This window comes from Bradyrhizobium sp. B025 (assembly GCF_042257955.1).
GTDB classification, from domain to species: Bacteria; Pseudomonadota; Alphaproteobacteria; order Rhizobiales; family Xanthobacteraceae; genus Bradyrhizobium; species Bradyrhizobium diazoefficiens.
In genome coordinates, this window is record NZ_CP170150.1 from 3,578,918 (window position 1) to 3,591,523 (window position 12,606).

At 65.2% G+C, this 12,606-nt stretch carries 14 protein-coding genes; 8 read left to right on the forward strand and 6 right to left on the reverse strand.

Annotation, left to right across the window (positions count from 1 at the left end):
• Entirely contained in the window at window positions 1–234 is a 234-nt protein-coding gene (locus ACE10W_RS16300; protein ID WP_028170893.1) for a hypothetical protein, read from the forward strand.
• A 22-nt stretch (window positions 235–256) separates the two neighbouring features.
• On the opposite strand, the gene ACE10W_RS16305 is transcribed toward ACE10W_RS16300, so the two are convergent.
• The 4 genes from ACE10W_RS16305 to ACE10W_RS16320 form a co-directional block, all read right to left on the reverse strand.
• Entirely contained in the window at window positions 257–1,510 is a 1,254-nt protein-coding gene (locus ACE10W_RS16305; RefSeq protein ID WP_011086615.1) for a DUF763 domain-containing protein, read from the reverse strand.
• A 151-nt stretch (window positions 1,511–1,661) separates the two neighbouring features.
• On the reverse strand, window positions 1,662–2,588 hold the full coding sequence (locus ACE10W_RS16310; protein ID WP_304552663.1) for a PepSY domain-containing protein: 927 nt from the start codon (window positions 2,586–2,588) through the stop codon (window positions 1,662–1,664).
• A gap of 179 nt (window positions 2,589–2,767) precedes the next feature.
• Window positions 2,768–3,571: an ABC transporter substrate-binding protein gene (locus ACE10W_RS16315; protein ID WP_304552665.1), complete on the reverse strand. Its 804-nt coding sequence runs from the start codon at window positions 3,569–3,571 to the stop codon at window positions 2,768–2,770.
• 14 nt (window positions 3,572–3,585) lie between these two features.
• Window positions 3,586–4,563 carry a tripartite tricarboxylate transporter substrate binding protein gene (locus tag ACE10W_RS16320; protein WP_304552668.1) on the reverse strand — a complete coding sequence of 326 codons (978 nt, stop codon included), beginning with the start codon at window positions 4,561–4,563 and terminating at the stop codon, window positions 3,586–3,588.
• A 108-nt stretch (window positions 4,564–4,671) separates the two neighbouring features.
• Between ACE10W_RS16320 and ACE10W_RS16325 the strand changes: the two genes are divergently transcribed.
• The 7 genes from ACE10W_RS16325 to ACE10W_RS16355 all read left to right on the forward strand — a co-directional run bounded on the left by ACE10W_RS16325 (window position 4,672) and on the right by ACE10W_RS16355 (window position 10,866).
• The gene (locus ACE10W_RS16325) at window positions 4,672–5,376 is read left to right on the forward strand and encodes a TetR/AcrR family transcriptional regulator (RefSeq protein WP_028170897.1); all 705 of its coding nucleotides are present in this window, start codon (window positions 4,672–4,674) and stop codon (window positions 5,374–5,376) included.
• Window positions 5,377–5,405: 29 nt separating this feature from the next.
• On the forward strand, window positions 5,406–6,290 hold the full coding sequence (locus ACE10W_RS16330; protein WP_060911567.1) for an amidohydrolase: 885 nt from the start codon (window positions 5,406–5,408) through the stop codon (window positions 6,288–6,290).
• Window positions 6,287–7,588, forward strand: a complete 1,302-nt coding sequence (dctA, locus tag ACE10W_RS16335; RefSeq protein ID WP_304552670.1) for a C4-dicarboxylate transporter DctA — start codon at window positions 6,287–6,289, stop codon at window positions 7,586–7,588. The genes ACE10W_RS16330 and dctA overlap by 4 nt, the downstream gene beginning before the upstream one ends.
• A 67-nt stretch (window positions 7,589–7,655) precedes the next feature.
• Entirely contained in the window at window positions 7,656–8,369 is a 714-nt protein-coding gene (locus ACE10W_RS16340; protein WP_011086622.1) for a PIG-L deacetylase family protein, read from the forward strand.
• Window positions 8,366–9,049: a 4-carboxy-4-hydroxy-2-oxoadipate aldolase/oxaloacetate decarboxylase gene (locus ACE10W_RS16345; protein WP_304552673.1), complete on the forward strand. Its 684-nt coding sequence runs from the start codon at window positions 8,366–8,368 to the stop codon at window positions 9,047–9,049. The genes ACE10W_RS16340 and ACE10W_RS16345 overlap by 4 nt, the downstream gene beginning before the upstream one ends.
• 27 nt (window positions 9,050–9,076) lie before the next feature.
• Window positions 9,077–9,946, forward strand: a complete 870-nt coding sequence (locus ACE10W_RS16350) for a hypothetical protein (protein WP_304552675.1) — start codon at window positions 9,077–9,079, stop codon at window positions 9,944–9,946.
• Window positions 9,943–10,866: a DUF1932 domain-containing protein gene (locus tag ACE10W_RS16355; protein ID WP_304553776.1), complete on the forward strand. Its 924-nt coding sequence runs from the start codon at window positions 9,943–9,945 to the stop codon at window positions 10,864–10,866. The genes ACE10W_RS16350 and ACE10W_RS16355 overlap by 4 nt, the downstream gene beginning before the upstream one ends.
• An 18-nt stretch (window positions 10,867–10,884) precedes the next feature.
• Here the strand turns inward: ACE10W_RS16355 and ACE10W_RS16360 are convergent, their stop codons facing one another.
• Window positions 10,885–11,190: a hypothetical protein gene (locus tag ACE10W_RS16360; protein ID WP_304552676.1), complete on the reverse strand. Its 306-nt coding sequence runs from the start codon at window positions 11,188–11,190 to the stop codon at window positions 10,885–10,887.
• Window positions 11,191–11,365: 175 nt separating this feature from the next.
• Window positions 11,366–12,571 (reverse strand): amidohydrolase family protein, encoded by a 1,206-nt coding sequence (locus ACE10W_RS16365; RefSeq protein WP_271556475.1) that lies wholly within the window; start codon window positions 12,569–12,571, stop codon window positions 11,366–11,368.
• Window positions 12,572–12,606 lie beyond the last annotated feature (35 nt).

Here is a 12,606-nt window from a genome sequence, read left to right on the forward strand (position 1 = left end):
ATGCCCAACGGCGGCAAGACGCATATCGGATCAGGTGCGCGCGGCAAGGGTGCGGGGACTGGCGCACTCACGGACATCGCAAAGGACAAGGTCGGCGACAACATGATCCTGTCGAACCGCGACAAGGCGCAACATTCCGACATTCGCGGCATGGACGGAAAATTCATCCAGACGGAGCAGTACCAGGATCATTCGGCCAACCGGCTGCTCGACGACGAGGAGGCTGAAGACTAGGCGAGAGCCCCGAGCGGCAGCTTCAGGAGCCGGCCGATTTCTTCGAAGCGACGAGATCGCGCTCCCAGCCGAAGACGGAGCGGCCGTCGAGCTCGGGAGAGGCCGCGCGCTCGCCGGCGATGTAAGCCTCGACCGACGGTCCACGCGCGGTCCGCTCCAGCCGTCGCGCCTGGTCGTCGAGACGCCTGAGCGCCTGCATCTCTTCCTCGCGTCCGAGTTTTGCGTTCTGGATCGCGCCTTTCAGCACGCGGATGGTCTCGTCATAGACCTTGATCGGGACGGGGTAGGGGTGCCGATCCTTGCCGCCATGAGCGAGCGAGAAACGGGCGGGATCGTTGAAGCGATAGGGGGCGCCGTGCACGACCTCGGCCACCATCGCCAGCGAACGCACCGTGCGGGCGCCGACGCCCGGCGTCAGCAACAGCTCCGGGAAGTCGACGGGGCCACGCTCGGCGGCCGCAGCCAGCGTGCCGTGCAGCCGCCGCGCGAACACGTCCTTGGGCCTGACATCGTGATGCGCGGGCATGATCAGGTGCGGCAGCATCGCCTGCGCCGGTTCGGGTGCGGCTCCGGTGAGCCGCTCGAATTCGGCGACGATGCGATCGGGACCGAGATCGCCGAGGAGTTCGAGCTGCGCGCTGCGCGAGATATCGGCGCGGTGGTCGGTGAGATTGACGATCTCGCCTTGCTGCGGCCCGTCGATCGCGCTGTGCGGCGCGTCGACAAAACTCTTCAAGGCCTCGGAATGCCAGTGATAGCGGCGGGCCTGCCGCTTGTCGCCGTTCATGCCCTGCTGCACCACCGTCCACTTGGCGTCGGCCGTGACGAAGAAGCCATGGAGATAGAGGTCGAAGCCGTCCTGCACGGCCGCGCTGTCCACCTTCGCGACCAGCCGGCTGGCGCGGGTGAGCTTTACGCCGTCGAAGCCGACGCGCTCGCCGAGCTGCAACAGCTCGTCCGGCGTCTTGCGCGAATGCTGGCCTCGGCCACCGCAAACATAGATCCCGAGTTCGTCCTGCAGCGGGCCGAGCCCGCGCTTCAGCGCGCCGATCACGGAGGTGGTGATCCCCGAGGAGTGCCAGTCCATCCCCATTACGGCACCGAACGACTGGAACCAGAACGGATGCGACAGCCGCTGGAGAAATGCATCGCGGCCGTAATGATGCACGATCGCCTGCGTGACGATCGCGCCAAGCGAGGCCATGCGGCTCGCGAGCCACGGCGGAACCCGTCCGGTGTGGAGAGGAAGATCGGCGCTGCCGGTACGTCTGGTCATGGGTGCGGCAGACTAGCGCGATCCGGCGACCGTTGCACGAGGGGAATGCTGCATCGTGCTGCGCGACGAGGGAAGGGCCGGTGACCATCCTTCTCGACGAGATGCGAGAAGCTCAGCCGGGCCGGCTTGCGCAGTTGAACGCTTTCTCCGATCAGGCGGCCTTGGCAACGGTTGTGCTAGGTTGCTTGTTCGATCGCGCTCGTGGCTTGCGCAGCTTCCGCCGCGCCCAGATCAGCAGGCCGGTCGACAACAGCGTCAGAAGCGCGATCGAGGTGATGACATTGAGAGGCGAAGCGATTAGGGCCGACCAGTTTCCCTCATGGATCAGGCGCGGCCAGTTGCGCGGCAGCGGTGTGACGCCGGATGAATTGACGGCATAGGCGCGCAGCTCCCCGTCCTCATAGATCCGCGCCATCATGCGACCGCCGCGCACGCCGATCGAGATCACATGCGACAGCTCGTGCGAATCTGCGACCATGCGAACAGCATCGGGCAGGGTAACGGGACGTCCGCCACCGCCGGCTGGAACGGCGCCGCTCTGGAACGTCAGGCCGAATGCCATGCACAGGCCGGTCAGCGGGCTCAGCAGGATCAGCGGCAACGCAAACCATGCGGTGCCCTTGTGCCATCCGGACAGCGAATTGCGCAGGCGCGGCAGTCCCATGAGGAGGCCGAGCACCATCAGGGACACCATGGCGATGGTCGAGCTTGTCACCAGCCACGCCTGGCCGAGCAGCCGTTCATGCGTGACGCGGGCCCACAGGAAGAGATCAGGGAGGCTGGAGCCCGCGGCAGCGGGCTCGCCCGTTGCGAGATCGATCGCCGAGGTGCCGGCGCCTTGCAGCGTCATGCGCTGGCTCGCGGCATTGACCGAAAGCCCGCGCGCCTTGCTATCCGGATCATACCGTTTCACCAGCTCGACAATGCGCCCGGCGTCGATCGCCGGACCACGGATGCCACTGACTTGCACCAGCGGCTCGAAGGACAGAATCAGTCCGGTGGCGATGATCGCGAGCAGGGGCAGCGCGAAGACCAGCGTGATCCAGCGATGCACTGTCAACAGGAAAGGTTTGCTCATTCTCGGTCTCCGGCGATCTCACGCTTTCGTCGCCCAGCGCAGCCGCGAAGACAAATGACGCTTTGTCCATGTTGCTGCGTTGATTTGCAGCAAACGGAGTGAGCGATGTTGGCGAATGCCAATCGCTTGCACCTGGGCGGAGAGCGTCTGGCGGTCCGCGGAGCGGGCGGAGAATTGGTCTACTTGCGCGTCGCCTTGGTCGCGCCGCGCAGGCCGGCCTGCTGCTGGATCGTGTCCAGCGCGCCGGAGGACTGCTCTTCCGTCACGAAGCGATTGAGCATGGGAAGCGCGTCCTCGCGTCCCCGGGGGATCGCGATGGCCATGTGCTCCAGCCCCCAATTGCCGTCGAGGATTTTCGCGCCCGGCATCTGGTCGGACATCTCGAACAGCGTCGGCTTGTTGGTGGCGTAAAGGTCGATCTCGCCGCGCCCGAACATGCCGATGGCGGCCTTGACGCTTTCGGCGGGAACGATGGTCGCGTTCTTGAACTTCGCCGGCAGCGTTCGCTCGGAGGTCGAGCCTTTGGTGACGCCGATCTTCACGCCGGGCTTGTCGATATCCTCGACCTTGCCGACCGGCGAGTTCGCCGGAACGAGATAGCCGAGCTCGATCGCCAGCACGGGCTGGCTGAAGCTGACCTCGCTGGCACGGGCCGGCGTGGCATTGGTCACGGTGAAATCGACCCGGCCGTCGTGAATCGCGGTGACGATGTCGGCGACGCGCTCGAACCTGACATAGTCGACACCGACGCCGAGCCGTTTTGCAAGCTCGCCGCCGAGATCGTAGGCGAGGCCGTGCGGCTTGCCGGCCGCATCTGTTACCATCGAGGTCGGGCTGCCCGGATAGATGCCGACCCGCAAGGTGCCGCTCGGCGCCAGGAGCCTCGCTTCGCCGTCGGCCTTCGCGAACGAGCCGGAGAGGCCGACGATTGCAAACGCGAGCAGGGCGGCGAGCCCACCGTGCCTCCAGGAAGATATCCTCATCAGACGATCCCGCCTTACTGCGCGCGGATGTTGGCGGCCTTCAGCACCGGCTCCCATTTGGTCGCCTCGGCGTGCATGTAGGCATCAAAGTCCTTGGCGGAGGAGCCGACCGGAGCTGCGCCGATCTTGCCGAGCGTCGACAGCACGCTCGGGTCTTGCAGCGCGGCCTTGAGGTCTGTCTCGAGCTTGGACACGATCTCCGGCGGCATTTTTGCCGGGCCCAGCACGCCCCACCAGACCGAGACGTCGTAGCCTGGCACGCCAGCCTCGGCGATGGTCGGAACATCCGGCAGCGCCTTGGAGCGTTCGGCTGATGTCACCGCGAGCGCGCGCACCGGGCCGCCTTCGAGCTGGCCGATCGCCTCTGCAAGCGGATTGATGCTGAGCGGGATCTCGCCGGCGATGACGGCGGTCAGTGCCGGCGCGCCGCCCTTGTAGGGGATCGCGACGATCTTGGAGCCGGACATGTATTTGAGCAGCTCGCCGGCAAGATGCGCGGACGTGCCGTTGCCGGACATGCCGTAGGAGAGCTTGTCCGGCTCCTTCTTGGCAGCGGCCAGCAGATCGCCGAGCGTCTTGTAGGGGCTGTCCTTCGCCACCACGATTGCGAGTGGAGAAGAGGCCACTTCGGTGATCGCAGTGAAATCCTTGAACGTGTCATAGGGCACGCTCGGGTAGATGAACTGGTTGAGCGGATGGCCGCTCGCGACCAGGATCAGCGTGTAGCCGTCCGGCGCGGCCTGCGTCAGCGCCTGCGAGGCGACGATGCCGCCGGCGCCGGGACGGTTGTCGATCACCGGCTGCTGGCCCCAGGTCTTGGCCAGCGCCTGGCCGAGCGTGCGCGCGAGCACGTCGACCGCGCCCCCGGCCGCGTAGGGCACCAGGATGTGGACCGGCTTGCTCGGATAATTCTCAGCCTGCGCGGCGTTCGCCGCCAGCAGCAAGCCCGCACCGACCACGAGCCGACCAATTGTTGTGTTCAAACCCAGCATTTTCCCAGCACTCCATTCGCCCCTGCTGCGGTCTTCCGAACCGCCCGGGGACGTCTCGCATCGTTTTTGTTGACGAGACCTGATCTTTTGTACGATAGTACAAATAACATGGTACGCAAGCCCACCAGCAAGGAAACGGCCCGCAAGCCGAACATGCGCGAGGCGATCCTCGCCGCGGCCGAGGAGCTGTTCGCCACCAACGGCTTCAATGCCGTGTCCGTGCGCGACATCGCACAGGCCGCCGGCGCCAATCCCGGCAGCGTGACCTATCATTTCAAGACCAAGGACGGCCTGCTGCTGGAGATCTACCGGCGCCATTGCGGGCCGATGAATCTCCGCCGCTCCGAGCTGCTCGCCGCCGCCAGGCGCGTGCGCGATCTCCAGGACCGGCTGGAGGCGATCGTGCGGGCCTATGTGGTGCCGGCCTTCACCTCGGGCAGCGATCTCGCCGGTGGCGGGGCGCGCTTTACGCGGCTGCGCGCCGTGATGTCGGCGGAAGGTAACGAGGTTGCGCGAAAAATCATCGCGCAGACCTTTGACGACACCAGCCACGCCTTCATCGACGCGGTCCACGAGAGCCTGCCGCACATTCCGCGCACCGACATCGTATGGCGCAGCCATTTCCTGCTCGGTGCACTCTATTATTCGCTGGTGACGCCGGACCGCGTCTCGCGCCTGTCGCGTGGCGAGGCCGACGGCAGCGACGCGGCCAGCGCCATCGAGCAATTGGTGCAAGCCACCGTCGCCGCGTTCCAGGCACCGCCGCTCGACCAGCCGGCGCGCCGGCGGGCTGTGGCCAGCAGCAAGACTTGAAGAAGCGGTCACGCTCGGCGGTTCGACTGATGACGATGATGTACACGCCGACCATTCCGCCGCCCGATCCGAACACGCGCACGCCGAAGTTCAAGCTGCCGAAACTGTCGTGCGACGCGCATTGCCACATCTTCGGGCCCGGCGCGAAATATCCCTATGCGCGCGATCGTTCCTACACGCCGCCGGACGCACCGCTGGAGGATTTCCGTGCGCTGCACGCCAAGCTCGGGGTGGAGCGGGCGGTCATCGTCAATGCGAGCGTGCACGGGACCGACAACACGGTCGCGCTCGATGCGATCGCAGAGAGCAATGGCGCCTACCGTGCGGTCGCCAATATCGACGACACCATCACCGAACGTGGACTTCGCGTGCTGCACGACGGCGGCTTCCGCGGCTGCCGCTTCAATTTCGTCCGCCATCTCGGCGGCGTTCCCGACAAGCGCGTGTTCGACCGCATCGTTGCGATGGTCGCGCCGCTCGGCTGGCACATCGACCTGCATTTCGACGCGATCGACCTGCCTGAATATGCCGACATGCTGACGAAGCTGCCGCTGAGCTACACCATCGACCACATGGGGCGGGTGAAGGCGTCGGACGGGCTCGACCAGCTTCCGTTCAGGATTCTGATCGAGCTGATGCAGCGCGACGAGAAATGCTGGGTCAAGATCTGCGGCTCCGAGCGTGTGTCCTCGGCCGGCCCGCCCTTCACTGACGCCGTGCCGTTTGCGCGCAAGATCGTCGAGACTGCGGTTGACCGTGTCATCTGGGGCACGGACTGGCCGCATCCCAACGTCAAGGTGATGCCGAATGACGGCGACCTCGTCGATTTGATCCCGCTGTTCGCGCCGGAGCCGGAGTTCCAGCAGAAGATCCTCGTCGACAACCCCGCGCGCCTGTTCGAGTTCGACCAATGACGGCGCTGGCGATCGACAAGCCGCGCGGCCGCGCCTGGTGGAAGGAGCTCTGGATCCAGGTGCTCATCGCCATGGCGGCCGGCATCGCGCTTGGGATCGTAAGCCCCGACGCGGGCGCCAAGATGCAGCCGCTTGGGGATGCCTTCATCAAGGCGATCCGGATGCTGATCGCGCCGATCATCTTCTGCACCGTCGTGCACGGCATCGCCCATATGGCCGACATGGCGCGCGTCGGGCGCGTCGCGGTGAAGGCGATCGTCTATTTCGAGACCATGACCACGATCGCGCTGATTATCGGGCTCGTCGCGGTGAACCTGCTCAGGCCTGGCGTCGGCATGAACATCGATCCCGCCAGCATCAATGCCAGCGCGATCGAGCCATACGTCAAGCAAACTAGCGTCATCGGCTTCGTGCCGTTCCTGATGAACATCGTTCCCGCCACGTTCATTGGCGCGTTTGCCGAGGGCAACATCCTCCAGGTGCTGTTCATCTCCGTTCTGTGCGGCTTTGCATTGGTGCAGCTCGGCGAGCGCGCCGCGCCGCTGGTGCATCTGATCGACCTCGCCGCCAAGATGGTGTTCGCCGTCGTCGGCTTCGTGATGTGGGCGGCGCCGATCGGGGCGTTCGGCGCCATTGCCTTCACGGTCGGCAAGTTCGGCGTCGGCTCGCTGGCCTCGCTCGGTAAGCTGCTGGGCGGCTTCTATCTCACTTGCGTCATCTTCATCATCGTGGCGCTCGGTCCCGTGGCGCGGCTGTGCGGCTTCTCGCTGCTCAAGCTGACCCGTTACATCTGGGAAGAGTTGCTGATCTGCATCGCCACGACCTCGTCCGAGACCGTGCTGCCGCGGATGCTGACCAAGCTGGAGAAGGCGGGCTGCGAGAAGAGCGTGGTTGGCCTCGTGATCCCGACCGGCTATTCCTTCAATCTCGACGGCACTTGTCTTTACCTCGCCGCGGCCTCGGTGTTCCTGGCGCAGGCGACCAACACGCCGTTCGGGCTCGCCGAGCAGGTCGAGCTGCTGCTGATCCTGCTCGTGACCTCCAAGGGCGCGGCGGGCATTGCAGGCGCGGCCTTCGTCGTGCTGGCGGCGACGCTGTCGGCGACCGGCACCATTCCGGTGACGAGCGTCGCGCTGGTGCTCGGCATCCACCGCCTGATGTCGCAGGGGCTGACGCCGACCAATTTGATCGGGAACGCGGTTGCGACCATCGCGATTGCCAAATGGGAAGGCGCGCTCGACGGCGAGCGCCTGCGGCGCGTGCTCGACGGCGAGGAACAAGCGGCCGTCACGGCCTGATGAATTGGCTGCCTGCACGAGGCGGGCGGCCTATGAAGCCTACGAACGAAAGAGGGGAGTTTGTCCCATGAAAACAGGTCTCGTCGTCACCGCCCATCCGGGCGATTTCGTCTGGCGCGCCGGCGGCGCCATCGCGCTGCATGCGAAAAAGGGCTATCGCATGAAGATCGTCTGCATGTCCTTCGGCGAACGCGGCGAGAGCCAGTTTGCCTGGAAGGAGAAGGGCGCGACGCTGGAATCGGTCAAGGCCGGCCGCAAGGACGAGGCGGAGCGGGCGGCCAAGCTGCTCGGTGCCGAGATCGAGTTCTTCGACTGCGGCGACTATCCGCTGAAGCTGACGGAAGCGCATTTCGACCGCATGGTCGACATCTACCGCGAACTCAATCCGAGCTTCGTGCTGACGCATGCGCTGGAAGACCCCTATAATTTTGACCATCCGAACGCCGCGCATTTCGCGCAGGAGACCCGCGTGGTCGCGCAGGCCATGGGCCACAAGCCCGGCGCGCAGTACAAATATTCGGCTCCGCCGGTGTTCCTGTTCGAGCCGCACCAGCCGGAGCAGTGCAACTACAAGCCGGACCTGCTCCTCAAGATCGATGAGGTCTGGAAGGAGAAGTACGAGGCGTTCCAGATCCTGGCCGCACAGAAGCATCTCTGGGGCTATTACGAGCGCGTTGCGCTCAACCGCGGCATCCAGGGCAGCCGCAACACCGGCGTGCCGATGACCTATGGCGAGGCCTATCAGCGTCTGTTCCCGACGGTTGCGGAGGAGCTCGCATGAAGTCCGTCGTCGTTCGCAGCATCAAGCGTGCCGATCCCGCCGGAATGGCAGAGTACGGCGTCTCGGCCGTGCACGAGGCCTATGGCCGCATCGGCCTGATGAAGCCGTATCTGCGGCCGGTCTGGGCAGGTGCGTCGATTGCCGGCCCGGCCGTCACCGTGCTGGCGCAGCCCGGCGACAACTGGATGATCCATGTCGCGGTCGAGCAGTGCAGGAAAGGCGACATCCTCGTCGTCGGCTGCACCACCGACAACACCGATGGCATGTTCGGCGAGCTGCTCGCGACCTCGCTCCAGGCGCGTGGCGTGCAGGGGCTGATCATCGATGCCGGCTGCCGCGACGTCAAAGCGCTGCACGAGATGAAGTTTCCGGTGTGGTCGCGCGCGGTCTCGGCCAAGGGCACGGTCAAGGCTACGCTCGGCTCGGTCAACGTCCCCGTGGTCTGCGCCGGCGTCAACGTCGATCCCGGCGACATCATCGTCGCCGATGACGACGGCGTGGTGGTGGTGCCGAAGCGCTATGCTGCCGAGGTCGCCGTAAAGGCGAACAAGCGCAACGCGGACGAAGGCGGCAAGCGCAAGCGGCTGGCCTCGGGCGAACTCGGTCTCGACATGTACAGCATGCGCGAGGCGCTGGCGAAGGCCGGTCTTGTCTATGTCGACAATCCCGAGGACGTCTGAGCGAAATAAGGGAAGCGGAGCGGGCGGATGGATCGTCTCAAGCTGAAGGCCGTGCTCGGCAGTCACCCCCATGTGCAGGCGGTGAGGAGCGGCGAGCTGCGCTCCGACCTGTTCGACCTCGACTTCATCGAGTACACGCCGACCAACACCGCGTTCAAGCCGATGGTGCGCGAGCAGGCGTTCGATGTCTGCGAGATGGCGATCGTCACCTATCTGATGGCGAAGGCCCACGGCAAGCCGCTGGTGCTGCTGCCGGCGACCATGCTCGGGCGTTTCCAGCATTCCTATGCGCTGTATAACCCCTCGCATGGGACGCTTGGGCCCTCCGATCTCGAAGGCAAGCGCGTCGGCATCCGCTCCTTCACGACGACGACGGGCGCCTGGATCAGGGGCATCCTCGCCAACGATTACGGCGTCGATCTCGACAACATTCGCTGGGTGACGTTCGAGGATCCGCATGTCGCCGAATATGTCGACACCACCGAGCGCGCGCCGAAGGACAAGAAGATCCTGCAGATGCTGATCGACGGCGGACTGGATGCCGTCCTCGGCGAGACCTCTGATGATCCCAAGCTGAAGCCGCTCTTCCCCGATCCCGCCGCGGAAGCCGCCAAATGGTATGCGCGGCGTGGCGTCGTGCCGATCAATCATCTCGTGGTCGTGACCGAACAGCTTGCGAAATCGCGGCCTGATGTGGTCGCGGGCGTCTATGATCTTCTCAAGCGGAGCAAGGCGCAGGTGGGCCCCGCCGCAACGCCGGACCTCGTCCCGTTCGGGATCGAAGCCAACAGGAAGCCGCTCGAATTGATCGTCGACTATGCATTCCAGCAGGCGTTGATCCCGCGCCGCTACGCGGTCGAGGAGCTGTTCGACGAGACGACGCGAGGATTGAACTGATGTCGGATCCGAGACGATGGCAGATCGGGCTGGTCGGCTACGGCGAGGTCGGCCGGATATTGGCCGAGGATTTGCGCCAGCAGGACATCAAGGTTGCCGCCTATGACATCAAGCTCGGTGGCGAGCAGGACGCTGCGCTGAAACAGCATGCGGCGAAGTTCGGTGTTGGCCTTGAGGCGTCTCACACCGAGCTGACCGCGAAATCCGATTTCATCATCTCTGCAGTCACGGCAAGCCAGGCCGTGCCGGTCGCAAAGGCCTGCGCCGCCGCGATCAATCAGGGCACCTGGTTCCTCGATTTCAACTCGGCCTCGCCCGGCGCCAAGCAGCGCGCCGCGGCGCTGATCGACGGTGCTGCCGGGCGCTATGTCGAGGGTGCGGTGATGACTTCGGTGCCGCCGTATCGCATCAAGGTGCCGCTGCTGCTCGGCGGCCCCGGTGCCAGCGAGCTGGAGCCGCTGCTGAACGCGATCGGCTTTGCGGCGAAGGTCGCGAGCGACAAGCTCGGCGTGTCCTCCGCGGTGAAGATGTGCCGCAGCATCATGATCAAGGGCCTCGAGGCCATGGTGATCGAAAGCTTCACCACCGCGCGCGCCTATGGCGTGGAGGATGCCGTGCTGGCCTCGCTCGCAGAAACGTTTCCCGCCATCAACTGGGAGACGCAGGGCGCCTATTTCTTCCAGCGCGTGATCGAGCATGGCCGCCGGCGTGCCGAGGAGGTGCGCGAAGTTGCCGAGACGGTGCGCGAAGCGGGACTGACGCCGTGGTCGGCGCAGGGCACGGCCGAGCGGCAGGCCTGGGTCGCCGATCTCGCCGATGAAGGGCTGTTCGGCACCAGGGGCACCGGGGAGTTTGCCCGCAGCGCCGACTGGCGCATCGAGGCCGACCGGATCCTCGCGAAGATCAATCGCGCGAAGTAGGGCGACACCGGCTCAGGACTATGCCCCGCCAACGCCCATGAGCTCGTCGCGGGTGCGTTCGATCAATGCCATCAGGCTTTCGGCCTTGCGGACCAGCCGATCACTCGCGGCTTCGGTCCGGAATTCCGCGCGGATCGCCCGAATGCACTTGTCGGCCGTGTCGAGCGCCATAAGCGCACGTGTCAGGTCATCCTGAGTCTGGACATCAGCGAGATCGAGGTCCGACAGGACGTGCCCGATGCCGTCAAGCCGCTTCACGGCGACCTCGCTCGGTGTTCTTGCTCGAACGGAATGAATGTCGATGCTGCTGAATGCGCTGAACATGTCCATGCTTCCCCGTTGAATGCAGACTTCAGTGCAGGCCCTACTATGACCGGCACCGCGGGACTTGCAATGCGCGCACCTATCGGGAATCGGAGAGAATCTACTATCCGGGATTCTACCGTATTCGGAATTCTGGAAAGCTTGGCGGTAACATCGAACGGAAAGCGGCCGGTCGTCAGCCGGATTTCCCTACAATCCTGCCGTTCGCGGCGACGAGCCTGCCGTCCTTGTAGACGGAGCGCCCTTGCGGCACCGCGACGACGGCCTCGGGAACGTGTTCCGCATTCAGCGCCACGAAATCGGCCTTCGCGCCGATTCGCAGGCCATAGCCTTCGAGCCGGAGCGCCTTTGCGCCTGATGCGGTGACGACGTCGAATGCGGCGCGCAGTTCCTCGTCGATGTTGAAGCCGGAACGGTAGCCGAGCGTCGTGGCCCGGCGCAGCATGTCGCCGTCGCCATAAGGCCACCAGGAATCGCGGATGTTGTCGTTGCCGCTGAAGACGGTCACGCCGGCATTGCGCAAGGCGAGGATCGGCGGAAACGGCCGCGCGCCCGGCGCGTTGGTCATGATCGCGACGCCGGAGCGGGCGAGGATCTCGGCGACCTTCTTGAGGTAATCCGCGGGGATGTCGCCGAGCCCGTAGGCGTGGCTGACTGCAACGCGCCCCTCCATGCCGAGCGCGCGCGTGCGTGCCGCAATCTGCTCGATCTCGAAGGCGCCCAATGTGCCCATGTCGTGCAGATGGATGTCAATGTCGACGCCGTGCTTATTGGCGACGCCGAACACGACGTCGAGATGCTTTTCAACGTCGCGATCGAAGCTCGCGGGATCGAGCCCGCCGACGAGGTTGGCGCCAAGCCCGATGGCCTCGTCGAGCAGTTGCGCCGTGCCCGGGCTCGACAGGATGCCGCTCTGGGGAAAGGCGACGAGCTGGATGTCGATCAGGCCGTTGTATTCCTCGCGCACGCGCAGGATCGTCTCGAGCGATTTCAAGCCGACCGAGCCGTCGACCATGACGTGGCTGCGCATCTGCGTGGTGCCGTGTCCGATGCAGAGATCGAGCTGGTTGCGCGCCCGCACGTCCATCGGCGCGGCCTCGGCCATGTTTTGCGCCTGGAAGGCGACGCGTTCGTGCACGTTGAATCCGTCGGTGCACGGCTTGTGCGGCCGCCAGGCGTCGCCATAGAAACTGGTGTCGAGATGAATGTGGCCTTCGACGAAGCCGGGAACGACGAGGGCATCTTTGAGGTCGATCGTCTCGGCACCGGCGGGTGGCTGGTCAACGGACGTGATTGCGGCGATGCGTCCGTCCTTGACCGCGATGTGATGGCGGGTGCCGCCGTCGAAGCGTGCGTTGAGGAAGAGTGTGTCGAAGGCCATCCGGTTCCTCCGTTGGATGATCTGCGGAGTGTTGC

Bases quoted from the DNA above. Each gene is read 5' to 3' on its own strand.
- ACE10W_RS16300 (WP_028170893.1), top strand. From the start codon at position 1: ATGCCCAACGGCGGCAAGACGCATATCGGATCAGGTGCGCGCGGCAAG.
- ACE10W_RS16305 (WP_011086615.1), bottom strand. From the start codon at position 1,510: ATGACCAGACGTACCGGCAGCGCCGATCTTCCTCTCCACACCGGACGG.
- ACE10W_RS16310 (WP_304552663.1), bottom strand. From the start codon at position 2,588: ATGAGCAAACCTTTCCTGTTGACAGTGCATCGCTGGATCACGCTGGTC.
- ACE10W_RS16315 (WP_304552665.1), bottom strand. From the start codon at position 3,571: ATGAGGATATCTTCCTGGAGGCACGGTGGGCTCGCCGCCCTGCTCGCG.
- ACE10W_RS16320 (WP_304552668.1), bottom strand. From the start codon at position 4,563: ATGCTGGGTTTGAACACAACAATTGGTCGGCTCGTGGTCGGTGCGGGC.
- ACE10W_RS16325 (WP_028170897.1), top strand. From the start codon at position 4,672: ATGGTACGCAAGCCCACCAGCAAGGAAACGGCCCGCAAGCCGAACATG.
- ACE10W_RS16330 (WP_060911567.1), top strand. From the start codon at position 5,406: ATGACGATGATGTACACGCCGACCATTCCGCCGCCCGATCCGAACACG.
- dctA (WP_304552670.1), top strand. From the start codon at position 6,287: ATGACGGCGCTGGCGATCGACAAGCCGCGCGGCCGCGCCTGGTGGAAG.
- ACE10W_RS16340 (WP_011086622.1), top strand. From the start codon at position 7,656: ATGAAAACAGGTCTCGTCGTCACCGCCCATCCGGGCGATTTCGTCTGG.
- ACE10W_RS16345 (WP_304552673.1), top strand. From the start codon at position 8,366: ATGAAGTCCGTCGTCGTTCGCAGCATCAAGCGTGCCGATCCCGCCGGA.
- ACE10W_RS16350 (WP_304552675.1), top strand. From the start codon at position 9,077: ATGGATCGTCTCAAGCTGAAGGCCGTGCTCGGCAGTCACCCCCATGTG.
- ACE10W_RS16360 (WP_304552676.1), bottom strand. From the start codon at position 11,190: ATGTTCAGCGCATTCAGCAGCATCGACATTCATTCCGTTCGAGCAAGA.
- ACE10W_RS16365 (WP_271556475.1), bottom strand. From the start codon at position 12,571: ATGGCCTTCGACACACTCTTCCTCAACGCACGCTTCGACGGCGGCACC.